This window comes from Janthinobacterium sp. SUN026 (assembly GCF_030397625.1).
Taxonomy (GTDB): Bacteria; Pseudomonadota; Gammaproteobacteria; order Burkholderiales; family Burkholderiaceae_D; genus Janthinobacterium; species Janthinobacterium kumbetense.
The window spans coordinates 35683-60846 of the sequence record NZ_JAPQNU010000004.1; the positions used below are offsets into that span (position 1 = coordinate 35683).

General features: G+C 63.6%; 26 protein-coding genes. 6 read left to right on the forward strand and 20 right to left on the reverse strand.

The features are described 5' to 3' along the window. Window positions 1–134: 134 nt before the first annotated feature. Window positions 135–2435 (reverse strand): ATP-dependent Clp protease ATP-binding subunit ClpA, encoded by a 2301-nt coding sequence (clpA, locus tag OX459_RS18550; RefSeq protein WP_035825884.1) that lies wholly within the window; start codon window positions 2433–2435, stop codon window positions 135–137. Beyond that, complete coding sequence (gene clpS / locus OX459_RS18555) at window positions 2432–2734, reverse strand: ATP-dependent Clp protease adapter ClpS (protein ID WP_034751577.1); 303 nt, start codon at window positions 2732–2734, stop codon at window positions 2432–2434. Before clpS ends, clpA begins: the two co-directional genes overlap by 4 nt. A 321-nt stretch (window positions 2735–3055) precedes the next feature. On the opposite strand from clpS, the gene OX459_RS18560 reads away from it, so the two are divergent. Continuing rightward, window positions 3056–3259, forward strand: coding sequence for a cold-shock protein (locus OX459_RS18560; RefSeq protein WP_010395943.1), 204 nt, complete (start codon window positions 3056–3058; stop codon window positions 3257–3259). A 92-nt stretch (window positions 3260–3351) separates the two neighbouring features. Here OX459_RS18560 and icd read toward each other — a convergent pair whose 3' ends face one another. Further along, the gene (gene icd, locus OX459_RS18565) at window positions 3352–4605 is read right to left on the reverse strand and encodes an NADP-dependent isocitrate dehydrogenase (protein WP_289906125.1); all 1254 of its coding nucleotides are present in this window, start codon (window positions 4603–4605) and stop codon (window positions 3352–3354) included. Between the two features lie 292 nt (window positions 4606–4897). Between icd and OX459_RS18570 the strand changes: the two genes are divergently transcribed. From OX459_RS18570 to OX459_RS18580, 3 genes are all read left to right on the forward strand, one after another. After that, a complete protein-coding gene (locus OX459_RS18570) occupies window positions 4898–5461 on the forward strand; it encodes a pseudouridine synthase (RefSeq protein WP_289906126.1) in 564 nt (187 codons plus the stop codon). A gap of 110 nt (window positions 5462–5571) precedes the next feature. Continuing rightward, window positions 5572–5895: a hypothetical protein gene (locus OX459_RS18575; protein WP_289906127.1), complete on the forward strand. Its 324-nt coding sequence runs from the start codon at window positions 5572–5574 to the stop codon at window positions 5893–5895. Between the two features lie 169 nt (window positions 5896–6064). Beyond that, on the forward strand, window positions 6065–6508 hold the full coding sequence (locus OX459_RS18580; RefSeq protein WP_251350039.1) for a DUF192 domain-containing protein: 444 nt from the start codon (window positions 6065–6067) through the stop codon (window positions 6506–6508). A gap of 162 nt (window positions 6509–6670) precedes the next feature. On the opposite strand, the gene rpsT is transcribed toward OX459_RS18580, so the two are convergent. Further along, a complete protein-coding gene (rpsT, locus tag OX459_RS18585) occupies window positions 6671–6937 on the reverse strand; it encodes a 30S ribosomal protein S20 (protein WP_010395935.1) in 267 nt (88 codons plus the stop codon). A gap of 308 nt (window positions 6938–7245) precedes the next feature. Between rpsT and murJ the strand changes: the two genes are divergently transcribed. Further along, entirely contained in the window at window positions 7246–8793 is a 1548-nt protein-coding gene (murJ, locus tag OX459_RS18590; protein ID WP_099665054.1) for a murein biosynthesis integral membrane protein MurJ, read from the forward strand. 160 nt (window positions 8794–8953) lie between these two features. Here the strand turns inward: murJ and OX459_RS18595 are convergent, their stop codons facing one another. The 12 genes from OX459_RS18595 to gspG form a co-directional block, all read right to left on the reverse strand. Beyond that, a complete protein-coding gene (locus OX459_RS18595) occupies window positions 8954–9451 on the reverse strand; it encodes an FxDxF family PEP-CTERM protein (protein ID WP_077401053.1) in 498 nt (165 codons plus the stop codon). 222 nt (window positions 9452–9673) lie between these two features. Next, window positions 9674–10315, reverse strand: a complete 642-nt coding sequence (locus tag OX459_RS18600; RefSeq protein ID WP_289906128.1) for a type II secretion system protein — start codon at window positions 10313–10315, stop codon at window positions 9674–9676. Between the two features lie 5 nt (window positions 10316–10320). Beyond that, the gene (locus tag OX459_RS18605) at window positions 10321–10704 is read right to left on the reverse strand and encodes a prepilin-type N-terminal cleavage/methylation domain-containing protein (RefSeq protein WP_099665056.1); all 384 of its coding nucleotides are present in this window, start codon (window positions 10702–10704) and stop codon (window positions 10321–10323) included. Window positions 10705–10707: 3 nt separating this feature from the next. Continuing rightward, on the reverse strand, window positions 10708–11199 hold the full coding sequence (locus OX459_RS18610) for a type II secretion system protein (RefSeq protein ID WP_251350037.1): 492 nt from the start codon (window positions 11197–11199) through the stop codon (window positions 10708–10710). Continuing rightward, window positions 11196–13211: a secretin N-terminal domain-containing protein gene (locus tag OX459_RS18615; protein WP_289906421.1), complete on the reverse strand. Its 2016-nt coding sequence runs from the start codon at window positions 13209–13211 to the stop codon at window positions 11196–11198. Before OX459_RS18615 ends, OX459_RS18610 begins: the two co-directional genes overlap by 4 nt. Then, complete coding sequence (locus OX459_RS18620) at window positions 13211–13732, reverse strand: hypothetical protein (protein ID WP_289906129.1); 522 nt, start codon at window positions 13730–13732, stop codon at window positions 13211–13213. Before OX459_RS18620 ends, OX459_RS18615 begins: the two co-directional genes overlap by 1 nt. After that, window positions 13729–14301 (reverse strand): hypothetical protein, encoded by a 573-nt coding sequence (locus OX459_RS18625; RefSeq protein ID WP_289906130.1) that lies wholly within the window; start codon window positions 14299–14301, stop codon window positions 13729–13731. Before OX459_RS18625 ends, OX459_RS18620 begins: the two co-directional genes overlap by 4 nt. Continuing rightward, entirely contained in the window at window positions 14298–14846 is a 549-nt protein-coding gene (locus tag OX459_RS18630; protein WP_289906131.1) for a hypothetical protein, read from the reverse strand. The genes OX459_RS18625 and OX459_RS18630 overlap by 4 nt, the downstream gene beginning before the upstream one ends. Beyond that, window positions 14843–15661, reverse strand: coding sequence for a hypothetical protein (locus tag OX459_RS18635; RefSeq protein ID WP_289906132.1), 819 nt, complete (start codon window positions 15659–15661; stop codon window positions 14843–14845). Before OX459_RS18635 ends, OX459_RS18630 begins: the two co-directional genes overlap by 4 nt. Further along, window positions 15654–17360 carry a GspE/PulE family protein gene (locus OX459_RS18640; RefSeq protein WP_289906133.1) on the reverse strand — a complete coding sequence of 569 codons (1707 nt, stop codon included), beginning with the start codon at window positions 17358–17360 and terminating at the stop codon, window positions 15654–15656. Before OX459_RS18640 ends, OX459_RS18635 begins: the two co-directional genes overlap by 8 nt. Continuing rightward, a complete protein-coding gene (locus OX459_RS18645; RefSeq protein WP_251350032.1) occupies window positions 17357–18562 on the reverse strand; it encodes a type II secretion system F family protein in 1206 nt (401 codons plus the stop codon). Before OX459_RS18645 ends, OX459_RS18640 begins: the two co-directional genes overlap by 4 nt. A 36-nt stretch (window positions 18563–18598) precedes the next feature. Further along, window positions 18599–19042 (reverse strand): type II secretion system major pseudopilin GspG, encoded by a 444-nt coding sequence (gene gspG, locus OX459_RS18650; RefSeq protein ID WP_034782166.1) that lies wholly within the window; start codon window positions 19040–19042, stop codon window positions 18599–18601. A gap of 262 nt (window positions 19043–19304) precedes the next feature. On the opposite strand from gspG, the gene OX459_RS18655 reads away from it, so the two are divergent. Beyond that, window positions 19305–19670 carry a protease inhibitor I9 family protein gene (locus OX459_RS18655; RefSeq protein WP_289906134.1) on the forward strand — a complete coding sequence of 122 codons (366 nt, stop codon included), beginning with the start codon at window positions 19305–19307 and terminating at the stop codon, window positions 19668–19670. 6 nt (window positions 19671–19676) lie between these two features. On the opposite strand, the gene OX459_RS18660 is transcribed toward OX459_RS18655, so the two are convergent. The 4 genes from OX459_RS18660 to OX459_RS18675 all read right to left on the reverse strand — a co-directional run bounded on the left by OX459_RS18660 (window position 19677) and on the right by OX459_RS18675 (window position 24929). Then, window positions 19677–20360 carry a LuxR C-terminal-related transcriptional regulator gene (locus tag OX459_RS18660; protein WP_289906422.1) on the reverse strand — a complete coding sequence of 228 codons (684 nt, stop codon included), beginning with the start codon at window positions 20358–20360 and terminating at the stop codon, window positions 19677–19679. Next, entirely contained in the window at window positions 20360–21070 is a 711-nt protein-coding gene (locus OX459_RS18665; RefSeq protein WP_289906135.1) for a winged helix-turn-helix domain-containing protein, read from the reverse strand. Before OX459_RS18665 ends, OX459_RS18660 begins: the two co-directional genes overlap by 1 nt. A 195-nt stretch (window positions 21071–21265) precedes the next feature. Further along, window positions 21266–21904 (reverse strand): NF038129 family PEP-CTERM protein, encoded by a 639-nt coding sequence (locus OX459_RS18670; protein WP_289906136.1) that lies wholly within the window; start codon window positions 21902–21904, stop codon window positions 21266–21268. Between the two features lie 10 nt (window positions 21905–21914). Beyond that, complete coding sequence (locus OX459_RS18675) at window positions 21915–24929, reverse strand: ExeM/NucH family extracellular endonuclease (protein ID WP_289906137.1); 3015 nt, start codon at window positions 24927–24929, stop codon at window positions 21915–21917. Between the last annotated feature and the right edge of the window lie 235 nt (window positions 24930–25164).

The following is a 25164-nucleotide window of genomic DNA, read 5'->3' on the forward strand; positions in this document are numbered from 1 at the left end:
TCTTGCATAGCTAATGCAAAAGCAATACCTTTTTTTAAACAAGGCAATTTGCATAATAGTTTCCATGAATCACTTACGGGCGTAAAAAAACCCGCGCCACTTGCGTGGGCGGGTTCTTGTTGACGGCAGGAAGCTTATTCCACTTCCACCGTTTCCGGCGCAGCCGTCGGCGCCGCATCTGGCGGTTCCGGGAATTCCAGCAAGACCTGATCCTTGTCGTCGAGGTCGACCGTGACCCGTCCGCCCGTCACCAGGCGACCGAACAGCAGTTCGTCGGCCAGGGCCTTGCGGATCATGTCCTGGATCAGGCGCGCCATCGGCCGCGCGCCCATCAGCGGATCGAAGCCTTTCTTGCCGAGGAAAGCGCGCAGCTTCTCGGTAAATACGGCTTCGACCTTTTTCTCGTGCAACTGCTCTTCCAGCTGCATCAGGAACTTGTCGACCACGCGCAGGATGATTTCCTGGTCCAGCGACCGGAAGCTGATGGTCGCGTCGATGCGGTTGCGGAACTCCGGCGTAAACATGCGCTTGATGTCGGCCATCTCGTCGCCAGCCTGCTTCGAGTTGGTGAAGCCGATCGACGTCTTTTGCAAGCTTTCCGCGCCCGCATTCGTCGTCATGATGATGATCACGTTGCGGAAATCGGCTTTGCGGCCATTGTTGTCCGTCAAGGTGCCGTGATCCATCACTTGCAGCAGGATATTGAAAATGTCCGGATGGGCTTTTTCAATTTCATCGAGCAGCAAGACCGCATGCGGCTTCTTGGTGATCGCTTCCGTCAGCAAGCCGCCCTGGTCGAAACCGACGTAGCCCGGTGGCGCGCCGATCAGACGACTGACGGCGTGGCGTTCCATGTATTCCGACATGTCAAAACGGATCAGCTCGATACCGAGGATGAAGGCCAGCTGTTTCGCCACCTCGGTCTTGCCCACGCCGGTCGGACCGGAGAACAGGAAGGAGCCGATCGGCTTGTCCGTCTTGCCCAGGCCGGCACGTGCCATCTTGATGGCCGACGCCAGCGCATCGATGGCCGGATCTTGCCCGAACACAACATTGCGCAAGTCGCGGTCGATCGTCTGCAGCTTGCTGCGGTCGTCCTGATTGACCGTTTGCGGCGGAATGCGGGCGATCTTGGCGATGATGTCCTCGATCTCGGCCTTGCCGATGGTTTTCTTTTGCTTCGACTTCGGCAAGATGCGCTGCGCCGCGCCCGCTTCATCGATGACGTCGATCGCCTTGTCGGGCAAGTGGCGGTCGTTGATGAAGCGCGCCGCCAGTTCGGCCGCCGTCGACAGGGCCGAGGCCGAGTATTTCACGCCATGGTGCTCTTCGAAGCGCGATTTGAGGCCGCGCAAGATTTGCACGGTTTGCTCGACGGTTGGCTCGTTGACGTCCACTTTCTGGAAGCGGCGGCTCAAGGCATGATCTTTCTCAAACACGCCGCGGAATTCCGTGTACGTGGTCGCGCCGATGCACTTCAATTGGCCGTTGGCCAGTGCCGGTTTCAGCAGGTTCGACGCATCCAGCGTGCCGCCCGACGCCGAACCCGCACCGATGATGGTGTGGATCTCGTCGATGAACAGGATGCCGTTCGGATTGTCCTTCAGTTGTTTCAGCACGGCTTTCAGGCGCTGTTCGAAGTCGCCGCGGTATTTGGTACCGGCCAGCAAGGCGCCCATGTCCAGCGAATACACGACGGCATTCTGCAGGATTTCCGGCACGTCGCTTTGCGTGATGCGGTAGGCGAGGCCTTCGGCGATGGCCGTCTTGCCCACGCCCGCCTCGCCGACCAGCAGCGGATTGTTCTTGCGGCGGCGGCACAGGATCTGGATCACGCGGTCGACTTCTTCCTCGCGGCCGATCAGCGGGTCGATCTTGCCTTCGGCAGCGGCCTTGTTCAGGTTTTGCGTGAACTGGTCGAGCGGGCTTTCCTTCGGCTGGCCATCGACGGGCGCCTCTTCCACGCCTTCGGAGGCTTTCGCGCTTTCCGTCGACTGGTCCTTGCGCACGCCGTGCGAGATGAAATTGACCACGTCCAGGCGCGTCACGCCCTGCTGGTGCAGGTAGTAGACAGCATGCGAATCCTTTTCGCCGAAGATGGCCACCAGCACATTGGCGCCCGTGACTTCCTTCTTGCCATTCGAGGCGGACTGGACGTGCATGATGGCACGCTGGATCACGCGCTGGAAACCAAGCGTCGGCTGGGTGTCGACTTCGCCCGTGCCAGGCACGGTCGGCGTGTTATCGCCGATGAAATTGGTGAGGGTCTTGCGCAGGTCTTCAATATTGACCGCGCAGGCACGCAACACCTCGGCAGCGGAGGGATTGTCCAGCAGTGCCAGCAGTAAATGCTCAACCGTGATGAATTCGTGCCGTGCCTGCCGAGCTTCGACAAACGCCATGTGCAAACTTACTTCTAATTCCTGCGCAATCATACTTCCTCCATCACGCACTGCAGGGGGTGCCCCGCCTTGCGCGCATGCGTTAAAACGAACTCCACTTTGGTACACGCTATATCTTTAGAGAACACGCCGCACACTCCTTTGCCGTAGCGATGAACACTGAGCATGATTTGCGTCGCCGTTTCACGGTCCTTGTTGAAATACTCCTGAATGATGGCCACCACAAATTCCATGGGGGTGTAGTCGTCATTGAGCAAGGCTACCTGGTAGAGCGGTGGCGGCTTCAGCACTTGCCGCTCCAGCAGGGTTTCTGTGTCGTGCTTGGTTGCCATACGCTTATTCTAATGCTTTCACAGTGGTTGTCATGCGCAATATCTACGCCTTTCCAATTGTTTTCAATCTTACGCGTTTTCTTAATAGTGCGCAGATGGCGACCTTGCCGTCAAAATCAAGAGTTGCTTTTTTGGTTGCCGTGAAGAATTTGGCAATATCGATGGAAAAGCGCTTGACTTCATTATTTATTCCGCCAACAATGCTGTATCGACTGTTGCAGTAATGTACAGCTTGATAAGAAGTGAGACGTCGAGGAGGGGGCAAGAAGCTTCTTGCTTTTATGGCTCGTGTGATTTGTTTTAATTTTGAAAGTTCTTTTTATGGCAACAGGTACAGTTAAGTGGTTCAATGATTCCAAAGGTTTTGGCTTCATCACTCCAGATGATGGCGGCGAAGATTTGTTTGCTCATTTCTCCGCAATCAACATGAACGGTTTCAAGACCCTCAAAGAAGGTCAAAAAGTTCAATTCGAAGTCACGCAAGGCCCTAAAGGCAAGCAAGCTTCCAACATCCAAGCAGCCTAAGCATCGCCGGCCCTCAGATGTGAAAAACCCCGTTTCCTTGAAGCGGGGTTTTTTTTCGTCCGCAGGGCGCGCAGCACCCTGCCCCGTTTCCTTTACATGTGCTCGACCATCACCTGGCCGAAACCGGAGCACGACACTTGCGTGGCGCCTTCCATCAGGCGGGCGAAATCATAGGTGACGCGCTTCGAGGCGATCGACTTTTGCATCGAGGAAATCACCAGGTCGGCCGCTTCCAGCCAGCCCATGTGGCGCAGCATCATTTCCGCGGACAAAATCAGCGAACCGGGGTTCACGTAATCCTTGCCCGCGTACTTCGGCGCCGTGCCGTGCGTCGCTTCGAACATGGCGACGGAGTCGGACAGGTTGGCGCCCGGCGCGATGCCGATGCCGCCCACTTGCGCCGCCAGCGCGTCGGAAATGTAATCGCCGTTCAAATTCAGGGTGGCGATGACGCTGTATTCGGCCGGACGCAGCAAAATCTGTTGCAGGAACGCGTCAGCGATGGAATCCTTGACGATGATGTCGCGGCCCGTCCGTGGGTTCTTGAACTTGCACCACGGGCCGCCATCAATCAGCTCGGCGCCGAATTCCTTTTGCGCCAGCGCATACGCCCAGTCGCGGAAGCCGCCTTCCGTGTATTTCATGATGTTGCCTTTGTGCACGATCGTCACGGATGGCTTGTCATTGTCGATCGCATACTGGATGGCCTTGCGCACCAGGCGCTCGGTGCCTTCGATGGAGACGGGCTTGATGCCCAGGCCCGACGTGGCCGGGAAGCGGATCTTGGTCACGCCCATTTCATTGACGAGGAAATCCATCAGTTTCTTCGCTTCGGGCGAGCCTTGCTGGTATTCGATGCCGGCGTAGATATCTTCCGAGTTTTCGCGGAAAATCACCATGTCCGTCTTTTCCGGCTCTTTCACGGGCGATGGCACGCCCGTGAAGTAGCGCACGGGGCGCAGGCAGACGTACAGATCGAGCTGCTGGCGCAAGGCCACGTTCAGCGAGCGGATGCCGCCGCCGACGGGCGTGGTCAGCGGGCCCTTGATGGAAACCACGTAATCTTTCAGCACGGCCAAGGTTTCTTCCGGCAGCCACACATCGGGGCCGTACACATTCGTCGCCTTTTCGCCCGCATAGATTTCCATCCAGCTGATCTTGCGCGCGCCGCCGTAGGCCTTGGCCACGGCCGCGTCGATCACCTTGATCATGACGGGGCTGATATCGATGCCCGTGCCATCGCCTTCAATGAAGGGAACGATGGGATTATCTGGTACATTCAGCGAAAAATCGGCGTTGACGGTGATTTTTTGGCCGTCAGCAGGTACAGTGATATGTTGATACATCGTGATCTCCGAAGTGGGACACACCGCTGGCGGGCAACACAGGCCGGCGACGCGCTCTGCGGTTGCAGAGTTTACAAAAACAAGTCCGAACAGGGCGGCAACAACGCACTTTAGCAGGGAAAGAACACCCGGGCCACCCGCGGCGCCAAAGAACCGCATTGCCATACCGCCTCAAGTCTTCTATAAGACATAAGACTAACATTTCACATTATGCACCAGTATCTTACAGGGCGCCACGCTTTTGCGGCGCCGATCAGCAGCCACCATCGCTTACATCAATTCCCTTACCAGCATGCCACTCATCCTCTTCAATAAACCATTCCAGGTCCTGTGCCAGTTTTCGCCGCAGGAGGGCCGCGCCACCCTGGCCGACCATCTCACCATCCCCGGCATCTACCCGGCCGGCCGGCTCGACGCCGACAGCGAAGGCTTGCTGCTGCTGACGGACGACGGCCGCCTGCAGCACGAGATCAGCCACCCGGACCGCAAGGAAGCGAAAACCTACCTGGTGCAGGTCGACGGCGTGCCCGATGCGGCCAGCCTGGCGCGCCTGCAGGCGCCGCTGGACCTGGGCGACTTCATCACCAAGCCGTGCAAGGCCGTGCGCATCGCCGAGCCGGACTGGCTGTGGCCGCGCAATCCGCCGATCCGCGCGCGCGCCGACAAGCCCACCTCATGGCTGGCGATCACCCTGAAAGAAGGGAAAAACCGGCAAGTGCGGCGCATGACGGCCGCCGTCGGCCTGCCCACGCTGCGCCTGGTGCGCAGCGCCATCGGCCCGTTTTCCCTGGCCAGCCACCCCTTGCTGCCCGGCGAATGGTGCGAAGTGCCGGCCGAAAACATCGGAAAAGCGTGAACCGGACAAGAAAAAACGCCCCCGGCACCGAATTTTGCCAAGATGCACTATTTATTTTTAGATAATGCATTAAAATCATCCCACCTTAACATGATAGAAAAGGAAAGATGATGACAAAAGTAATCCTGGCCCTGGCCGCTTCCCTGCTTGCCGGCGCCGCACTGGCGCAATCGGGCGCCAAGGTGCACGCTTCCGCAGCGACCGATGCCGTCAAGCCGCCACCCGCTTCGGCAGCCAGCCATGCGTCGGCCGCGACCGACGCCGTCAAGCCGGTGCCGCCGGCGTCGGCCACCGTCAACGCTTCGGCCGCGACGGATGCGGCACGTTCGGGCGCATCGACCAAGGCTTCGGCCGCAACGGATGCCCCGCGCCTGGTTCCCCAGGCACGCAAGGCGAAGCAGCCAGCCGCCGAGGCAGGCAAGCCCGCGAAGTAAGCAGCAAGAAGTAAGAAGCAAGAAGCAAGAAGAAGCAAGGGTAATTCCCGGGGTTACGGCAGCAGCCATGTTGCTGTAACCCCACGCTTTCGGCGCGGACAGGCAGCATGCTTGACCAGGCAGCCGCCAGCATGGCTTAATCGCCGCTTCGCAGCCACCGTCCCGCCCCATGAAAAATTCCCTACGTCATCTCAGCCTGTCCATCGCCCTGCTGGCCGGCGCCAACATTGCTCAAGCTCAAACAAAGAGCGTGCAGCTGTCGGCTGGCATGCATTTGATCCAGGCGGAAGTGGCCGCCACGGAAGAGCAGCGCGAACAGGGCTTGATGTACCGTGAAAAGATGCCGGCCAATGCGGGCATGCTGTTCGTCTTCGGCAACCCATCGACGCAATGCATGTGGATGAAAAACACGCCGCTGCCCCTGTCCGTGGCCTTTATCGATGCCGGCGGCAAGATCGTCAACATCGAAGACATGCAGCCGCACACGCTCGACAGCCATTGCTCCACGAAGACGGTGCCCGTGCGCTATGCGCTGGAAATGAACCTGGGCTGGTTCAAGCAAAAGAACATCAAGCCGGGCATGAGCATCGGCAACTTGCCAGGGACACGCTAGGCCAGCACGGCCGCGGCCTGCCGCTGGCGGGCACGGCCGCAAAAAATCCTGAAAAAACGCGAAAAAACCCGCCAGAATGAATCTGCGGGTTTTTGCTTTTCAACCAGTGCCAGCGTACCGGCACAGGCAAGGCCGCCGTGGCGGCTTGCCTGCTGGCGAATATTAAGCGGACAGTGCTTTCAAAGCAGCTGCCAGACGGCTCTTATGGCGAGCTGCCTTGTTTTTGTGGATGATCTTCTTGTCAGCGATACGGTCGATGGTCGACACGGATGCTTGGAAGATTGCAGCAGCAGCTGCCTTGTCGCCGCCCTGGATCGCTTTGCGAGCAGCTTTGATAGCCGTGCGCAAGGTCGAACGTTGGGACGAATTGTGTGCGTTTTGCTTAACTGCTTGACGAGCGCGTTTGCGCGCTTGTGCGGTATTTGCCATGGAATTTCCTAAAACAGGGTCAAAGTGCGTTTGCAAACATTAGTGTTTGCCAACCGGTGCGTTCTGTGCGTCTGCCGAACCATGTGTGCCAAACCAGTGCCTGTCAAACATTAGTGTCTGCGTAACAGAATTCTGTACAGCCTTCGATTATAGCGATATTTTCAAGCGGGGGCAAATCAAAAAACCGTGTGTGATGCCAAAATCACCTGAAAATGGGCCTGGCAAGGGCGAATCGGCCCCGCTTGTTACCCGCTTGTTACCATATTTTAACCGTTTGCCGGTACCGCGCCCGGCTATAATCTGCCCCCATGAACTTGCTTAAAACCCTCGCCGCCATTTCCAGCATGACCATGCTGTCCCGTGTAACCGGATTATTGCGCGAAAGCCTGTTCGCGCGCGCCTTTGGCGCCGGCGCCTACACGGATGCCTTCATCGTTGCCTTCCGCATTCCCAACCTGTTGCGCCGCCTGTTTGCCGAGGGGGCCTTCTCGCAAGCCTTCGTGCCGATCTTGTCTGAATACAAGAACCAGCATGGCCAGGAAGCGAGCAAGCAACTGGCCGACCATGTGGCCACTACCCTCGTCTGGGCCACCTTGCTCGTGTCCGCCATCGGCATCGTCGGCGCGCCCTGGTTCGTGTACGCGATCGCCACGGGCCTGTCCAAGGACCCAGGGGCCTTCGACGCGGCCGTGTGGATGACGCGCCTGATGTTCCCTTATATTACTTGCATGTCTTTCGTGGCCCTGGCCGGCGGCATCCTGAATACCTGGCGCGAATTCAAGATACCCGCGTTCACCCCCGTCTTGCTGAACCTGTCGTTCATCGCCGCCTCGCTGTTCCTCGCGCCGCACTTGAAACAGCCGATCTACGCCATGGCCATTGCCGTGTTCGCCGGCGGCTTGCTGCAAGTGGCGATCCAGATTCCCGCGCTGATCAAGATCGGCATGCTGCCGCGCCTGTCGATCAATCCCGCCATCGGCCTGTCCGACGGCGGCGTGCGCCGCGTGCTGAAAAAGATGGGGCCGGCCGTGTTTGCCGTCTCGGCAGCGCAGATCAGCCTGATGATCAACACGAGTATCGCGTCGCGCCTGGCCGAGGGCAGCATTTCCTGGCTGTCGTATGCGGACCGCCTGATGGAGTTCCCGACCGCCATGCTGGGCGTGGCCCTGGGCACCATCTTGCTGCCCAGCCTGTCGAAGGCGAATGTCGATGGCGACAAGACGGAATACTCGGCCCTGCTGGACTGGGGCTTGCGTCTGACCTTCCTGCTGGCCCTGCCCGCCGCCGTCGGCATGGCAACCCTGGCCACGCCGCTGATCGCGACATTATTTCACTACGGCAAGTTCACGGCCGAATCCGTGACCATGTCGACGCAGCCGCTGGTGGCCTACAGCCTGGGCCTGATCGGCATCATCCTCGTGAAAACCCTGGCGCCCGCCTTCTATGCGCGCCAGGATATCCGCACGCCCGTGAAAATCGCCATCGGCGTGCTGATCGCCACGCAGCTGATGAATCTGCTGTTCGTGCCCTACATCGCCGTGGCCGGCCTGGCCCTGTCGATCGGCCTGGGCGCCTGCCTGAACGCCAGCTTCCTGTACTGGGGCTTGCGCAAGCGCGGCATCTACCAGCCGAAACCGGGCTGGGCCAAGTTCTTCCTGCGCCTGCTGCCGGCACTCGTCGTGATGGGCGGCGTGGCGTATGCTGGCGCCATGCGCATCGACTGGATCGCTATGCAAGCCCATCCGCTGTTGCGGGCCGGCGCGCTGGCCCTGGTAGTGGCCCTGTGCGGCGTGGCGTATTTTGCCACCTTGTTCCTCGTTGGCTTCCGCTTCCGCGACTTCAAGCGCCACGCTTGACAGCATGGGCAGGACGTTGTTGCCTGCGTCTCGCCGTACTGGCGTACTGTCTTCGACTGGGCGCCTAGTCCTGCACATGTTGTCGCAATCGCACATGTAATCATGCATTAGAAACAAAAAAACCCGCCTCGGCGGGTTTTGTCATTCTTGCCAGCAAAAATCAAACAGCTTTGCGGGCGCGGCGGCGGGCGGCGAAACCGACCAGCGCCAGGCCACCCAGCAGCATGCCGTAGGTTTCCGGTTCCGGCACAGGCAAGGCCGAGACCGTGCCCACGTACTGGCCATTCTGCAAACCGGTCAAGCCCGAAACACGCACCTCATAGGTACCCGCCGCCAGGGAACCGGCCCAGCTCAGGCTCTGGATGCCGGCCACCGACGTCAGGGTCAGGTCGCCATAGCCCACCAGGGTGGCGGCGAAGTTGCTGATCGCGCCTTCGGCAACGGAAAACGTTTGCAATGCGCCAAACGAGGTCGACGACGGGGTCAGCAGTTTGAAGGTCCACAAATCATCGACCACCGAATTGGCGGCGAAATTGGTGGTGATCGATGCCCGCGTATCGAAGCCGCTTGGATCCAGGATGCCCAGATTGTAGGTGGCCGCCGATGCGCTGAACGATGCTGCAGCCAGAATGCCTGCCGCGATAAATTTCAATTTCATAAATTATCCCTTAAAAGTAATTTATGGCCGCCAGGTGGGCCAGCCATCGCTTTAGTACTGAAAGTACCAGGAAGGATGGTAGCATAAAGACATCAAATTACTTGTAATTATTTTATTGAAATTTCATTTATTGAAAGTATTTCCTCTATGAAATGGTTCGAGGTCAAGATGAATTTCCAGGTGAAAATAGTTATCCCTGTATTCTTCATCGTTGACTTATGGTTAAAGTGGATTGCGCGCTTGCGCGCCGGCCTCTTCCTCCGGCTCCACCGCCTCGGGCGCCGATGGTTCGGGCGCTGGCGCAGCCGGATGCGGCGGCGGGAACAAGACGGGCGGCGCGGCGGAGGGCGGCGCGCCAGCGTCTGGCGGCGCCAGGACCAGTCCCGCCGGCGGCACGGGCCCGCCGGCAACGAACTGCCACTCGGACAGGTGCGACTTGCCTTCGAAACCGGTGAAGCGGGCGTCGAAATTGCCCACTTTTAAGGGCGCGGACGATGACAGGCTATGCACGCCGATGATGCCCTGGCCACCGGGCTGGTACAACAAGCCCCATTCGGCGCGTCCCGTGACGGGGTCCACATACAGCTTGCGCAAATGGCGGCGCACCTGCGGAAAGCGGGGGTCGCGCAGCAAGGCGGCCAGGGTCGGCGGATGCTGCGGCTGGCCGGCGGGCGTGGCGCCCGTGTAACTCTGCAGCGCATCGACAAACTCCGCCCCGATGTCGAGCAGCTCCTGCTCGGCCGCCTGGCGCTGCAGCAAGGAGCCCATCTTCAGCCCGGCCGCCCCCACGAGGCCCAGGATGGCGACCAGGATGATCAGGCCCAGATACGTAACACCGCGCTGGCGGCGCGCAGGACGGTGCATGGCCGCTACCAGTCGGCGAACGGCGTGCCGCTGCGGTCCTTGCCGGGCGCGCCGCTTTTCACGTCATACACCTGGCCCGGCGTATCGTCGGGCGGCGGCACGATCAGCCATGTCGATTCGCTGTCCGTGATGGGGTCGATGGGCATGGCGCGCAGGTATTTCTTTTCGACCAGTTGCTCCAAAGTATCGGGATAACGTCCCGTATCGCCGTGGAACTGGTCGATGGTCGTGCGCAGGTTGCGCAAGTTGTCCGCCAACACGGTTTCCTTCGCCTTGTCGAGGCTGGGAAAGTAGCGGGGCACGGCCAGGGTCAGCAACAGCGCCACGATGCCGAGCACCACCAGCAGCTCGATCAGCGTAAAGCCGCGCGCGCGGTCAGGGACAGGCATGGTTCACCATAGACGGTAAGGCACGTTGTTCAGGCCGGTCTTGTTGGAAGTCGAGTACACATCGTACACATCGTCGCCCTCGCGCGGTTCGGCCGCTTCGCTGGCGTAGCTGCGCTTGCCCCACGTTTGCGCATCGCTCAGGCCCGCATCCGCATTGAACGGGTCGCGCGGCACGCGGCGCAGGAAAAACAGCTTGCTGCGCTTCGGGTTGCGCTGGTCCGGCACGCCCTCGACCAGCAGCTCCAGGCTTTTCGGATAGCCGCTGGCGTCGGGCGTGCGCATGACGCGGCCTTCGTCGCCGGCCCGTTTATAAGCGTCGAGCCCCTGGCGGATCTCGCGCAGCGCGCGCCGCAATTCCTGCTCCTGGCGCCGCTGCACCGTCACCTGCGTGACGGGGATCACCAGGGTGGCCAGCACGCCCAGGATGGCCAGGGTCACCAGCAGCTCGATCAGGGTGAAGCCGCCTGGCCCGCCCTGCGCATGCGCCAGTCTCATTTGGCGGGCGCCACCGGCACCGGCTGGCTCGATGACAGCGGCAAGGGCGATGCCTGCAGCGGCACGGGCTGGCCAGCCGAGATCGGCAAGGGCGAGGCGGCCGGCTCGGGCGATGGCGCCACTTCCGGCGCGGGCACGCTCTGCGGCAAGGCGGGCGGCACCTGGCCCGGCGTCATCAGCTGCTGCGCCGGCGCCGGCTGCATGCCGACGGCCGACGGGCCGGAACGCACGATCACCGTGCCCGGCATCTGTGTGGGCGCCTTGGCCGCCATATCGGGCCGGCGGCGGAAGCTGCCTTCCGTGCCGGCCGAGAATTCCGACTCCTTCGCTTCCGGACGCTGCACCGTGCGCACCAGGTGCGGCGTGATCGACAGCACGATTTCCGTCTTCTGGCTATCGTCCTTGCTGCTGCCGAACAGGCGGCCCAGCACGGGAATGTCGCCCAGGCCCGGCACCTTGTTGCCCGAGCTGCGCTCTTCATTGTTGATCAAGCCCGCCAGCACCTGGTTTTCGCCATCCTTCAGTTGCAGCATGGTCGACGCCTGGCGCGTGCCGATCTGGTACAGGGTCGAGCCGCTCCGGGTGGTGGTGGCCGCGCCCAGGTTGCTCACCTCGAGCGAGATGCGGATGCCCACTTCATTGTTCAAATAAATGGTCGGCTCGGCGTTCACCGTCAGGCCCACGTCCAGGTAGCTGATCGATTCGGAAGCGAAGCCGCCCGTGCCCGGCGAAATCGTGGTGGTCACCACGGGCACCCTGTCGCCGATGACGAATTTCGCCTTTTCCCGGTTGCGCACGCGGATGCGCGGATTGGCCAGGATGTTCGCGTCGCCGTCCGTCTTGTTGGCGTTCGCCGTCACGGCCAGGTTGCTCACGCCGAGAGTACGCTGATTCAGATTATTCAAGTCGTTGATGGTCAGCCCGATCCCGCCCGAGGTACTGAGCGGCGTCAAGGTCAGGCTCGATGGCCAGGCCACGCCCAGCTCCATCAGGCGGCTGCGCTTGACCTCGAGGATTTCCAGTTCCAGCACCACTTCCGCCTCCGGCACGTCCTGCAGCGCGATCAGGCGCTCGGCCAGGCGGATCGCCTCGGGCGTGTCGCGCACGATGACGAGGTTGAGTTTTTCATCGGCCACCACGTCGCGCGTCTTGAGGATGGTCTTGAGCGTGTTGGCCACCTGCTTGGCGTCCGCGTTCGCCAGGAAGAAGGTTTTCACCAGCACTTCCTGGTATTCCTTCAATTTCGCCGCCACATTGGGATAGATCAAAATGGTGTTCGCATCCATCACCTGCTGCTCCAGCTGGTTCGTCACCAGCAGGAAGTAGACGGCCGATTCCACCGTGCTGTTTTTCAGGAAGATCGACGTTTTCGCATCCGCCTTGACGTCCTTGTCGAAGACGAAATTGAGGCCGGAACGGCGCGCGATCAGCTCGAACACCTGTTTTAACGGCGCGTCGCGAAATTCGATCGTGATGGGCTGCTTGTACGACCTGGCCAGGCCCGATTCGACGATGGGCGGCGCCGTCTTTTCATCGACCTCGCGCAGCAGCGCGCGCGCGCCCGCGTGATTCGGCTGCTCCGTCAGGATGGCGTTCAAGCGCTGGCGCGCGGGGTCGTATTGTTTTGCCTCAAGGGCCGTGCGCGCATCGGCCAGCAATTTTCCCTGGCGCTGCTCGCGTTCGAGCGCGCGCAAGCCGCTGTTGGCCCGCTCGTTCTGCGCATCGATTTCCAGCACGCTCATGAACGAGGCGCGCGCCAGCTCGCCCTGCCCCGCCTGCGCCTGGCGTTCGGCCTGCTGCAAGCGGCTGCTGGTGGCCCGCTCGCGCGCCTGCAGATAGGCGCTGCGGTATTGCGCATTGCCGGGGTCTTGCTGCAGCGCTTCCTGCAGTTTTTGCAGGCCGGCCGGGACTTGATCTTGCGCAATCAGCTCGCGCCCGTCGCGGTAGGCTTGCTGCCCTGCGCAGCCGGACAGCAGCAAGAGCAGCAGCGCCGATGAAAAGGAACGAGACATCACTCGGAAACTCCAATGTTGAGCTGCTGAACCTGGTTCAACGGCAGATAAGTGAGCGTCATGACGGGCGGCGCGATCGTCATGACCTTGTAGGCGCCATCGACGACGGTATTGGCGCGCACGATATACGTCTTGTCGGCGCGCGACAAAAACACTTCCCAGGCGCCGTCGGCGGCCGCCTTGCCCAGGTAGACGAAGGGCAGCGGCGGCGCCATCGGCGGCGGTGGCGGCGGCGCTGCCGTCAGCGCCATTTTCGGCGGCGGCGGATTCCAGTTCTGGCTCTGGAAGACGCCGTCGGCGCCGCCAAAGGTCTCGCCCTCCTCGCCCGCCACTTCGCTGCGCGGCAGCAGGGCCAGGATGGCCGGCTGTGCGGCCTGCGGCCTGGCGGCCGCATGGCGCGCGGGCGCGACGGCCCGCTCCACCGCTTCGGCCACGTCGGCCACGGGCTGGCGCTCGCCGAACAGCAGCAAGGCGCCCGCGCCCAGCACGCCGGCCAGCATAAGCCAATGGCGCGGCGTCATGGCGCGCCTCCCGCATCGGCCTGCGTTTCGGTCAGATAAAACGTCAGGCGCAAGCGCGCTTCCAGTTGCGTATCGGCGATCTGCTCGCGGCGGAAACTCAGCTCGTCGAGCGAGGCGAAGGGCGAGGCGCGCAGCGCCTGCAGCGCGAACTGCCACACGGCCCCGTAACTGCCCTTCAGCGGCAAGGTCACCTGATACGTGGCGACCCGGCTGGCCTTGTCGTAGCCGCTCTTGTATTCGCCCTGCGCCAGCAGCAAGCCGTTCTTCGCGGCCAGGTCGAACAGCTGCTTGACCTGCTGCTCCGCGTGGCGCTGCTGTCCCAGGGCCGCATAAAAGCGCGCCAGGTTTTCGCTGGCCGTCGCCGGCGGCGCCGCGACGGCCACGGCCAGCGATGGCACAGGTAACGGACGCGCTTCCAGCTGCGCCGCCACGGCCCGCTGCTGCCAGGCCCACGCCCAGGCGGCCACGCCCAGCGCGAGCAAGGCCACGGCGATGCAGGCGGGCGCGCCCAGGCGGCGCAGCAGCAGTTGCGCGCGCAGGCGCAGGCTATTGATGTCGATGGCCATCATGGCGTGCCCCAGCGCGCTTCGAGCTGGAAGCGCAAGGGTTTGTTGGGGTCGAGCGCATTGATTTCATGGCGCAGCAGCTGCACCCTGGCGCCAAACAGCTCCTGCTGCTTCAGTTGCGCGATGTAGGCCACCATGGCGTCGCTGCCGGTCGTCTCGGCCGTGATCTTCAGCACGCGCTTGCGCGCATCCGGTTCCAGCGCCAGCAGCGCGATGGCGGGCGGCGTGGCGCTGGCCAGCGCATCCTGCAAGTCGCGCCACGGCAGGTTCAATTGCAGGATGGCCGCATTCACGGCCGCCGCCTGCGCGGGCGCGATGGCGATTTGCGGCGCAGGCGCGGGGCCCTGCATGGCGGCCATCACGCGCTGCTGCGCCAGATGCCAGCGTGCTTCGCTTGCCTGCTGGCGCTGCAGTGCGGCGCTGCCGCTGCAGGCCGCCGTGACGGCCAGCACCACGCCCAGCGCCCCCGTCATCCACGCCCATGCGGGCACGCGGTGCAGGCTGCGGCGCCAGCCGGGCGGCGCGAAATCGAAATCGAGGCGCGTCATGCCACGCCTCCGCTGCGGGCCAGCCGGGCGGCCGGCGACAAGGCGCCTTCCCCGTCCGGCGCGGAAAAAATCTGGCAGCGGAACGCTGCCGCCGGCGCCAGCCAGAGCGCTGGCGGCGCGCCGCACAGCTGCAGCAGCGCCGGTGCGGGCACGCCTTGCAGCAGCGCCTCGCGCGCCAGCGTATGTTCCAGCCAATCCTGGCCCGCGCCGGGCGGCACGGGCAGCGCGCGCACGGCGCGCAGGCGGCCATCGTGCCGCACGCCCAGGGTCAAGGCATTCTCCTGCAGCTGGCCGAACCAGGCGCCCGGTTTCAGCGCGCCGTGCCAGCGGTTCCAGTGGCGCGCGAATTGCGGCGTGGTGAAAATCAGGGCCAGCTTGCGCGCGGCCGCCACGCGCGTCAGCTGCGCCAGCAGGGCACGGGGCACGGCGCAAAAGAAAGGCGCGCGCGCATCCCAGGCGCTGCTGCTGTACCACAGGCCGGGAGGATCGCCATACAGCGACTGGAAGCGCAGCGCGGCGGCCGCCTCGATATCGGCCAGGCGCGCGGCGCCGTGCGGCATGTCCACTTGCCACAGGCGCGCCAAGCCATCGTCGAGCACCACGGACAGGGGCCAGCCCGCGTACTCGCCGGCCGGCAGAATCTGTTCCAACGCCTGGCCCAGGGCGGCAAAGTCGCCGTGCAGCGTGTCGCCCGGCACATACGCGGCTTCGCCCAGCGGTGTCCAGGCGGGCGCGCGCCAGCGGCTGCTGCGCCACAGGCTCACCTTGCCCGCCGCCACGCCCAGGCGCAGTCCCAGTCCATAAGCTCTACGCATGCAGGGTGACCCTCTTGATTTCCGTGATGGTGGTGGCGCCCCGCTTGACCAGTTCCAGCGCCGCCAGGCGCAGGCTGCGCGTGCCGTTCGCATGCGCGGCCGCCTTGATCTGGCGGATCGGCTTCTTGTCGACGATGAGTTCGCGGATTTCATCGGTCAGCACGAGGATTTCGGCGATCGAACGGCGCCCCTTGTAGCCCGTGCCGCGGCAGTCGCCGCACCCCTTGCCCTGCTTGAATTGATATGCATCAACGTCGGCGCGCGCCAGGCCCACGCTGGCCAGTTCAGAATCGTCCGGCGTATATTCGGTAGCGCAATGGGGGCAGTTGGTGCGGATCAGCCGCTGCGCCCAGATGCCGTTCAGGGCCGAGACAAACGCATACGGATCGATGCCCATGTGGGTAAAACGGCCGAACACGTCGAAGACGTTATTCGCATGCACGGTGGTGAGCACCAGGTGGCCCGTGAGGGCCGACTGCACGGCGATTTCCGCCGTCTCGCGGTCGCGGATCTCGCCCACCATGATTTTATCGGGGTCGTGGCGCAGGATCGAGCGCAAGCCCTTGGCAAAGGTCAGCCCCTTCTTTTCATTGACGGGGATTTGCAGAATGCCGGGCAGCTGGTATTCGACGGGGTCTTCGATGGTGATGATCTTTTCGCGCCCGTTATGGATTTCCGTCAGCGCCGCATACAGGGTCGTCGTCTTGCCCGAGCCCGTGGGGCCCGTCACGAGCAGCATGCCGTAGGCTTCCTGCGCCAGCGCGCGCAGGGCTTCCAGCGACGGCGCGTCAAAGCCCAGCGCTTCGAGGGTCAGGGCGCCGTACGCCTCGATCATGGCGCGCTTGTCGAGGATGCGGATGACGGCGTCCTCGCCATGGATGCTGGGCATGATGGAGACGCGCAAATCGATTTCGCGCCCGCCCGATTCGACGCGGAAGCTGCCGTCCTGCGGCACGCGGCGCTCGGCGATATCGAGTTCGGCCAGCACTTTCAGGCGCGAGATGATGTGTTCCGCCACTTCGATACCGTTGACGGACGTGGCGTGATCGAGCACGCCGTCGACGCGGTACTTGACGGCCAGGCCGCCGGCCGTGCTTTCCAGGTGGATGTCGGAAGCGCCCGCCTTCAGCGCGTCATACAAGGTCGAGTTGACCAGCTTGACGGCGGGGCTGGCCGCTTCCGATACGCTGGCGAACGACAGCACGGCGGCCGTCTTGCCGTCGCGCCGCGCATCGGTGGCGGCGCCGGGCAGCAGGCTGTCGACGGCGCGCGCCGACTCTTCCTGCTTCGACAGGTAGGCGCCGATGTCGGCCTGCAGCGCCAGGCGGATGCTCAGGGCGCCCTGCCCCGCGCGCGCGCCGAGCCAGGTTTGCAGGTCCAGGTCGAAGGGGTCGGCGATCACGCCCACCAGCTGGCCGTCGGCGGCGCGCAGCAGCACGCTGTGGCGCGCCAGCGCCTGCGACAGGGGCAGCACGTCGAAGGCGGGAGACAACGCCAGCATGTCGGCCGTTTCCAGCACGTCCAGGCCGAACGGGCGCGCCAGTTCGCGCACCACGGCGCGCGCCTCGATGCCGCTCAACTGCTGCAATTCCTCGACCAGGCTGCGCTTCGATTGGCGGCACAGGAGGCGCGCGCGCTGCAGCAGCGCGGGATCGATGGCCACGCCGGCCACGGGGGATTCGGCTGCGCTCTGCATCATGAAATATCGCCGGCAAGGTCAAAGATGGGCATGTACAGCAGGATCACGATGGCGCCCACGACGAGGCCGATGGCGGCCATCAGCAAGGGTTCGAAGGTGCGCGTGAAACGGTCGATCCAGCGGCTGATTTCGCCGTCATAAAAGGCCGCCGACTGCGTCAGCATGGGCCCCATGTCGCCCGTGCGCTCGCCCACGCGCAGCATGCGCAGGGAAATGGGCGTGGTCAGTTGATATTGCTCAAACGCGGACGACAGGGGCTGGCCCGCCTCGATGGCGCCGCGCGCCTGCTGCAACGACGCCTGCATGCCGGGCGACACCATCGCCTGCACGGTGGCGATCGCCTGCACGATGGTGATGCCGCCCTCGGCCAGCATGCCCAGCGTCAGGTACAGGCGCGACAATTCATAGATACGCACGCGCTCGCCGATGCCAGGCAACTTCGCCAGCAGGCGCGCCACGCCGCCATGGCGCAGCACGCGCCGCACGGCCGACCATGCGACGCCGCCCGTGATCAGCAGCCCGAGCAACAGCAGCACGCCATGCTGCGTGACGAACTGGCCCCAGCTGAGCATGACTTGCGACATCCACGGCAAGTTGCGTCCCGCGCCCTGGTACACCTCGGCGAAGCGGGGCACGACATAACTGATCAGGAAGGCGCTGACGCCGCCGCCCACGGCCAGCAAAATGGCGGGATAGATGGCGGCGCTGACGATCTTGCCGCGCACCGTATCGATGCGCTGCTGGTAATCGATGTAGCGCGACAAGGCGCGCGGCAAGTCGCTCGTGCCTTCGGCCGCCTTGACGATGCCGATATACAAGGGAGGAAACAGTTCCGCCTGCTCCGCCAGGGCGGCGGAAAAGCGCTTACCTTCGCGCAAGCCTTCCAGCAGACGCGTGAGCACGCTGCGCGTGGCCGGCGACGCTTCCTTTTCCAGCAAGGCTTCCAATCCTTCGACGATGCCCAGGCCCGCGTTCAGCAGCGCCAGCAACTCCTGGCTGAACAACAGCAGGGGCAAGGCCCGCGCGCGCTGGCGTCCGGCCGCGCTGAACGGCGTGGCCCGCAGCGGGCGGATGGCGCTGACGAACAGGCCGCGCGCCTCGGCCTGGCGGCGCGCGTCGGCTTCGTCGCGGCCGTCGATCACGCACGTATGCAAGGTTGCTACGGCCTGGTCCGTGGAAAGCGCGCGTACTTCAAACTGCATGATGGCTTGTCCGTAGGAAAAAGAATGGTGCTGGCGTTATTGCGAGCTGATGTCGGCGTTCTCGCCGCTGCCGCCCGGCTGGCCATCCTTGCCCATCGAGACGATGTCATATTCGCCCTTGCTGCCCGGGGCGCGGTATTGATAGGCATGGCCCCACGGGTCGAGCGGCACGGCCTTTTTCAGGTAGGGACCATTCCAGCGCGTGCCGGCGGCGGGCGGCGCGGCCAGCAGCGCGGCCAGGCCTTCTTCCGTGGTCGGGTAGCGCCCCACGTCGAGGCGGTAGGTATCGAGCGATTTTTCAAACGCCTCGATCTGCGCCTTGGCCACCGTCACTTCGGATTTGCCCAATTGGGCGAAATATTTGGGGCCAACATACGCCGCCAGCAAGCCGATGATGACGATGACGACCAGCAATTCGAGCAAGGTAAAGCCGCGCGCATGGCGCGTTGCTGCAAGGTTCTGCCTGTGTGCTGCATGCATCCGGTAACTCCTTATTGCCTACCTTCAATACATTGCCGCCATGTGCACCGCTGGTGGCCGCGCACAGGCGGCGCGCGCCTGCCTGATGCCTAGCAGGCTACCATGCCGCTTATGGTTAATACAATCTTTTGTTTGTACTGAAAACAACAAAATCCCAGGGGAAACCATCGCGTTTGCACTAACGCAAGTCGCGCGCCACCTGCCCTGCGGCAGGCGTACAATCGGCGCATGTGCGGCCACGCCGCCTGCCTTGGGAGCCTGCATGTCTGCAATCCGTTTCAGCCTTGCCATCCTGGCCGCCGCCAGCGTGCTGCCTGCCGGCGCATCGGCGCCGCAGCAGCGGCAGCCCTATGTTGTTGAACTGCGCCTTCAGCTGACGCCGCCTGACGCAGCGCAACGGGAAACCCAGCGGGAAGCGGGACGGCGCGCCGTGCTGGCGCTGGTGCCCGATGCCACCGTGCAATATCACTACACGGCCGCGCTGAACGGCTTTGCCGCCCTGCTGACGCCGGCCGAAGTCCAGCGCCTGCGCGCCAGCCCCCTCGTCGCGCGGGTGGCGCCCGGCACCGAGGATCAGTTCAACGATGGCGGCACGCACCGGACCGCCGCACCCCGGCCGCAGCGCTAAGCGGCATCAGGCGGCCAGCAGGCGCAGCGCGATGCCGCGCGAGACGGCTTGCGTGCGATTGCTCACCCCCAATAATTTATAGATGCGCTGCAAGTGGCTTTTCACGGTCCCCCCGCTGATGCCGAGGATTTGCCCCACCTCTTCATTGCTCTTGCCGATGCTGACCCAGTGCAGCACTTCCAGCTCGCGCGCACTGGCCGCGCGCGCCGCGCCGGCGGGAGCTGCCTGCGCGCCGTCCGGCAGCGCCAGCCAATGCAGATGCAGGCAGGGCAGCAGCAATTCCAGCACGTACGCCTGGCGCGCCGGGTCGGGCCAGGAGGCATAGGGGGCGCGGAACAGGGCGAAGAAACTGCCGCCGCCAGCGCCCGCGCTGCCATGCACGAGGGCCCCGTCAATGAAGGCGACGCGCCGCCCGCCTGCGCGCCAGGCATGCGCCAGCCGGGCCACCTGTCCGTGGCGCGGGTCGCTGAAGTCCCGCACCACCGCCTCGGCCAGCACCGCGCTATGCCAGGCCGCGCTGCGCACCACGCCGCCATCGGCGCCCAGTTGCGCGCAGACGAGGACGGCATGCGGCAGCAGCGCCTGCAGCGGCCCCTGGCTCCACAAAAAGAAATCGCCGGGCGCGGCGATGCCATGCGCGCCGAGTATGGCGTGCAGCAAGTATTCCTGTTCCCGCCCCGTCAGCAGCATCAGGCGCACACGGCGGTGTCAAACGCCAGGTAGCGGTAGCCGCTGCCGCGCACGGTTTCGATGCGGTGGCCGCAGCCGCCCGGCAGCAAAGCCTGCCGCAAGCGTCCCACGTGGGCGTCGACCGTGCGTTCGTCCAGATACGCGGCATGGCCCCACACCTGGTCCAGCAGTTGCGCGCGGCTGTGCACCCGGCCCGGATGATCCATCAAAAAATGCAGCAGCTTGAATTCCACGCGGCCCAGGCTGACGGGCACGCTGCCGGCCGTCACGCGCCGGGTGTGCGGATCGAGCCGCAAGGCGGCGCCGTCCGCGCCTGAGCCTGCGCGCAAGGCCGCTGGCGCGCGGCGGCGCAGCAGCGCATGCACGCGGGCCAGCATTTCACGGGGACCGACGGGCTTGCACAGATAATCGTCGGCGCCGCTTTCCAGGGCCAGCACCTTGTCCTGTTCGCTGTCGCGCGCACTGACCATGATGATGGGCAAGTCGCACAGCAGGCCATCCTGGCGCACCTGGCGCAGCAGCGCGATGCCGGACGCATCGGGCAATTCCCACTCCAGCAGCAGCACGTCGGGCGGATCGGCGGCCAGCAAGGCCAGCGCGCCGCGCGCATCCACGGCGCAGCTGACCCGGTAGCCGGCGCCTTGCAGGTTATGCACCAGCAAGGCTTGCGAGGCTGGCGCAGGATCCAGCAGCAGAATATGACGGCGCATCGATGCATCCTCCCGAAAAAAGTGGGCGGCCCTCCCTGAAAAACTAGACGGCACGACAAGTTTTTGACTATGCATCAAGCGTAAAACGGTGACTAATACAATTTAGTTTCCTGATTTATAGCTATTCCGAATAAATAGGCGAAAAAAAACACAGCGCACCGAAGGCGCGCTGTGTTCAGACGGAACAACGACTATTTATGCTGGCGTGACGAACTGGCGCCGGCGCAGGGCAAAACCGATCAGCGCCAGGCCGCCCGTGAGCATCATCCATTCCGACGCTTCCGGCACGGCCGAGATCGTCGCGATGCTGGCGTAGCTGCTGCCGGTAATGCTGGCAGGCAAGCCGCCGTTCAGCGGGGTCAGCTCGAATTGCACCACGTTGCCATTCGCATTGCCCAGGTAAGACATACCCGTGTAGTCGAGCAAGCCCACGCCAAACGTCGTGCCCGCGTTGCCGGCCGTGTTCAGGAAGTCGCCGCCGAAGACGACGTTGAAACCGAACTTGCCGCCCAGAGTCACGTTGTGGAACCAGTCGTTGTAGGCGCCGCTATTGCCGAAGGTCAAGGTACCGGGCACGCTGCCGCTGACATTGCCTTCCAGCGATTCCAGCGCGCCGAACGCGCCCGAAAAATTGCTGAGCACGGCGCTGGCGCCCGGCGCGGGGCTGTTGCCGGCGATAAAGGCGAAGTCGAGGAAGCCGGCGCCGGAAAAGGCGCTCGTGTCGATTTCCACGCGATAGGCCAGCGGGTCCGCCAGCGCCACGCTGGAGCTGGCGGCCAGCACGGCGGCCAGCACGGCGCGGCGCAGGGCCGGATGGAGTTTTGTTGTCAACATGATGGTGTCCTTAGAAGTTGCCGGCATAGATGCTGGCCGAGTAGGTGATCGTCACTTTCGACGGATTGGTGAAACTGACGGCAAACGAGGCCGTCGCGCCCGGCGCCAGGCTGGCGGCGTTGACGGTGACATATGCGGCGCCCGCATGGGTGCCCGTGGCATTGGCCAGGCTGACGCCGGCCGGCAAGCCGCCGAACACCACCTGGAACGGGCCGCTCAAGGCGCTCGTACCCGTGTTGGTCAACGAGAACGTGCCCGTGTATTTTTGCGTCGCGCGGTTGTACGTGAGGCCCGAGCTGGCCGTCGAGACGGCGGCCGTGATGTCGCGGTAGGCGGGCTGCAAATCCAGGCTGATGACGACCGGGTCGTGGTCCGAGGCGCGGTAAGGCAAGGCGTTGTACAAGTCTTGCGGCTTGGCCGAATCGATGTTGTAGTCGATCACTTCCGGCTCGTCCGCATTCACATGCCATTCGGCCACGCCGGCCACTTGCGGGCTCAGCGACGCGCTGGCCAGCGCGTGGTCGAGGTAGCCGCTCTGGCCGCCGAATACATACGAATACGGCATGCCGGACGGCCGCACGAAACGCTCGAGTTCATTGACGAAGCCGGCGCCCGTGATGACCTGGATCGGGTCTTCCGCGCCATAGGAATTCAAGTCGCCGATGACCAGCACGTCAGCGTCGCCGGCAGCGGCCGCCACCTGCGGCACGAAGCTGCCCACCAGGCGCTGGGCTTGCTGCACGCGGGTGGCGTTCCAGCAGCTCTGGCTATCGTTCTGGTCCGCGTCCAGCCCGCTCGAAGGGCAGCTGCCCTTCGATTTCAGGTGGTTGACGATCAGCGAGAATTTCTCGCCATTGCTCGCAAGAAAAGTTTGCGCCATCGGTGGCCGGTTGTTGATGGCGTTGGCGTCCGACAAGGCGCCGCCCACCAGGCCCAGCTTGCCCGGCTTGTAGATCATGGCCACGCGGATGGCGTCCGTGCCCGTGGCGGCCGGTTTCGGCACCACGGCGTACGTGACGCCGCCGATGGCCGCGTTCAGCTGGTCGACCAGGTAAGTGACGGCGATTTCGCCATTGTTCTGGATTTCCATCAAACCCACCACATCCGCATCGATGGCTTTCAGTTCGGCCACGATCTTGTCGCGCTGGCGCTCGAATTCGGCCAGGTTGTCGGCGCCGCGGCAGTTCGACTTGGTGGTCGAGGCGCCCAAGGTGCAGCCCTGCCCCGTCTGCCCAAAGATATTGTTGCCATTCGTAAAGGTCGTGAAGAAATTCAGCACATTCGCGCTGGCCACCTTGACGTTGCCCGATGGCAGTTCCGGGCTGCCCATGCGCGGGTTGTCACGCGAAAACTGCGGCGTCTGCGTCGGCTGCAATTTATACGCGGCGCCGCCACCGCCGATGGCACCGAAATCGACCACGCCCGTCAGGTCGGCCACCGTGTCGCCGCTGCGCACGGTGTTGTCCTGGCCGATGTAGGGAATCGTGGGCGGCGTGACGAAAATGCCATCATCGAGCACAATCAGGTTGTTCGCATTGGCGGCGATCAAGGCTTGCGCCTCGGCGGAGCCGGCCGGATAACGGTTGGTCGGCACTTCGCGCCGGCCCGCCGACAGGGTCAGCTCGCCGCGCGCGCCCAGGTAGGCGTTTTGCGACACGGTCAGGGGCTGGGTGAAACGCACCAGCATGCCTTCCACGGCGGCCAGCTTGTCGTTCGGCAAGGTCACATTCGTCGGCACGATGCCGTGGCCCGCGCTTTGCGTGAGGATGGCCGTCACGTCCTTCAATTCCGTGTAGGAATTCTTGGCGCCCGTGGGCGTGTATTCGAACACCGTGCCCGTCACGCGCACCAGTTCGCCCGGCTGCACGGTGGTGGCCGTCGCGCCCGTGTACACGAAGATGCCGTCCGACGTCGATGGGTCGCCGTCGCCGGCCGCGTCCTGGATGAAGAGGCCCGTGCCCACTTTCAGGGTCACCACGCCTTCCGTCGTCTGCACGGAATTGGCGTAGGGGCTGGCCGCGCCGCTGCCCTGGATTTGCGGAATCGTGTGGCTGACGGCGGCCAGGCCTTGCACGGCGACGTCCACCTTGCAGGTGGCCGTCTGCTGCTGGTCATTGCTGAAGCTGACGATCACGGGATAATTGCCCACCGGCACGCCAGCGGCCACCAGCAGGCTGACCATGGCGCTCTCGCCCGCCACGCCAGCCGCGCTGAAGTTGGCCAGGCTGATGCCGGCCACGGCCGGCGAACTCAAGATAGCGGCGTTCACGACGCCATCCGCGTCGGACGCGCCCAGCACAGCGCTGCCGCCATTGCCCACGGCCAAGGCCAGGCTGGCAGGGCAACTGGTGATGATCTTGTGCACGACGGGGCCGCCGCAGACATTCAGCGGCGAGGCCGTATTGCGCGGCGTCACGCTGCCGGTGGCAAAGTCCACGCTGTTATCGTCCGTGTCGCCGCAGCCGCCATTGGCGCGCAGAATCGCCAGGGTATTCGAGGGCGCGGGCGCCACGACGCCTTCAAAGCCGTTGGCCGTGCCGAAGCCGACCAGGTCGATGACGGCCGCGCCCGTGGGGCTGGCGCCCACCTGGGCCGTCTTGCTATTACTCAACAGTACCTTGCCCGTCGTGCCGGACATGGCCAGGGTGCCCGTGGCGTCCGGCGTCGGCAAGTCCTGCGTGCCGCCCGTGCCCTTGGCTTGCTGGACCAGCAAATACTGGCCAGGTTGCAAATCGATAGCCGGCAAGGCCGTCACGGACCAGCTCGTATTAGCGGCGGCGCCGTACTGCACGCTCCAGTTGCTCAGGTTGACGGGACTGGCGCCACGGTTGAACAGTTCGATGAAATCGTTGCGGTACACGGCGCCCGTGTTGCCGCCGCCCCCATACACCTGGCTGATGACGATATCGGACACGGCCAGGGCCGGCAAGGACAGGCTGGCCAGCACGGCGGCCATGACCGTCAGGCGCAACGGTTTACGCAGGGACGAGCGCGGGACGGACGGGACGGCAAGGTGGACATTCATGGTTTTCCTGGTCGGTAAGATGACGCCAACCCGGACAGGCGCTGGCAGGCTGTTCTTGACAAAATGATGACGAACTTATGATTTGCATACTAAACAGTGTGCATGACGAGTTGATGACATTTCATTAAGCTGAACGGAGTAATGCGCAGCACGGATCCAGGCTGGCGGCTGCCTGCCGAAAGTATCCTTTCAACAACGCCAGGCTATACAAAGCAAGCCAGGTCGTTATGCCGCT

Bases quoted from the DNA above. Each gene is read 5' to 3' on its own strand.
- OX459_RS18615 (WP_289906421.1), bottom strand. From the start codon at position 13,211: ATGTCTCGTTCCTTTTCATCGGCGCTGCTGCTCTTGCTGCTGTCCGGC.
- gspG (WP_034782166.1), bottom strand. From the start codon at position 19,042: ATGCATGCAGCACACAGGCAGAACCTTGCAGCAACGCGCCATGCGCGC.
- OX459_RS18625 (WP_289906130.1), bottom strand. From the start codon at position 14,301: ATGATGGCCATCGACATCAATAGCCTGCGCCTGCGCGCGCAACTGCTG.
- OX459_RS18580 (WP_251350039.1), top strand. From the start codon at position 6,065: ATGAAAAATTCCCTACGTCATCTCAGCCTGTCCATCGCCCTGCTGGCC.
- OX459_RS18600 (WP_289906128.1), bottom strand. From the start codon at position 10,315: ATGCACCGTCCTGCGCGCCGCCAGCGCGGTGTTACGTATCTGGGCCTG.
- OX459_RS18605 (WP_099665056.1), bottom strand. From the start codon at position 10,704: ATGCCTGTCCCTGACCGCGCGCGCGGCTTTACGCTGATCGAGCTGCTG.
- OX459_RS18630 (WP_289906131.1), bottom strand. From the start codon at position 14,846: ATGACGCGCCTCGATTTCGATTTCGCGCCGCCCGGCTGGCGCCGCAGC.
- clpA (WP_035825884.1), bottom strand. From the start codon at position 2,435: ATGATTGCGCAGGAATTAGAAGTAAGTTTGCACATGGCGTTTGTCGAA.
- icd (WP_289906125.1), bottom strand. From the start codon at position 4,605: ATGTATCAACATATCACTGTACCTGCTGACGGCCAAAAAATCACCGTC.
- murJ (WP_099665054.1), top strand. From the start codon at position 7,246: ATGAACTTGCTTAAAACCCTCGCCGCCATTTCCAGCATGACCATGCTG.
- OX459_RS18675 (WP_289906137.1), bottom strand. From the start codon at position 24,929: ATGAATGTCCACCTTGCCGTCCCGTCCGTCCCGCGCTCGTCCCTGCGT.
- OX459_RS18645 (WP_251350032.1), bottom strand. From the start codon at position 18,562: ATGCAGTTTGAAGTACGCGCGCTTTCCACGGACCAGGCCGTAGCAACC.
- clpS (WP_034751577.1), bottom strand. From the start codon at position 2,734: ATGGCAACCAAGCACGACACAGAAACCCTGCTGGAGCGGCAAGTGCTG.
- OX459_RS18610 (WP_251350037.1), bottom strand. From the start codon at position 11,199: ATGAGACTGGCGCATGCGCAGGGCGGGCCAGGCGGCTTCACCCTGATC.
- OX459_RS18640 (WP_289906133.1), bottom strand. From the start codon at position 17,360: ATGATGCAGAGCGCAGCCGAATCCCCCGTGGCCGGCGTGGCCATCGAT.
- OX459_RS18620 (WP_289906129.1), bottom strand. From the start codon at position 13,732: ATGACGCCGCGCCATTGGCTTATGCTGGCCGGCGTGCTGGGCGCGGGC.
- OX459_RS18665 (WP_289906135.1), bottom strand. From the start codon at position 21,070: ATGCGCCGTCATATTCTGCTGCTGGATCCTGCGCCAGCCTCGCAAGCC.
- OX459_RS18635 (WP_289906132.1), bottom strand. From the start codon at position 15,661: ATGCGTAGAGCTTATGGACTGGGACTGCGCCTGGGCGTGGCGGCGGGC.
- OX459_RS18570 (WP_289906126.1), top strand. From the start codon at position 4,898: ATGCCACTCATCCTCTTCAATAAACCATTCCAGGTCCTGTGCCAGTTT.
- OX459_RS18575 (WP_289906127.1), top strand. From the start codon at position 5,572: ATGACAAAAGTAATCCTGGCCCTGGCCGCTTCCCTGCTTGCCGGCGCC.
- OX459_RS18670 (WP_289906136.1), bottom strand. From the start codon at position 21,904: ATGTTGACAACAAAACTCCATCCGGCCCTGCGCCGCGCCGTGCTGGCC.
- rpsT (WP_010395935.1), bottom strand. From the start codon at position 6,937: ATGGCAAATACCGCACAAGCGCGCAAACGCGCTCGTCAAGCAGTTAAG.
- OX459_RS18655 (WP_289906134.1), top strand. From the start codon at position 19,305: ATGTCTGCAATCCGTTTCAGCCTTGCCATCCTGGCCGCCGCCAGCGTG.
- OX459_RS18560 (WP_010395943.1), top strand. From the start codon at position 3,056: ATGGCAACAGGTACAGTTAAGTGGTTCAATGATTCCAAAGGTTTTGGC.
- OX459_RS18660 (WP_289906422.1), bottom strand. From the start codon at position 20,360: ATGCTGCTGACGGGGCGGGAACAGGAATACTTGCTGCACGCCATACTC.
- OX459_RS18595 (WP_077401053.1), bottom strand. From the start codon at position 9,451: ATGAAATTGAAATTTATCGCGGCAGGCATTCTGGCTGCAGCATCGTTC.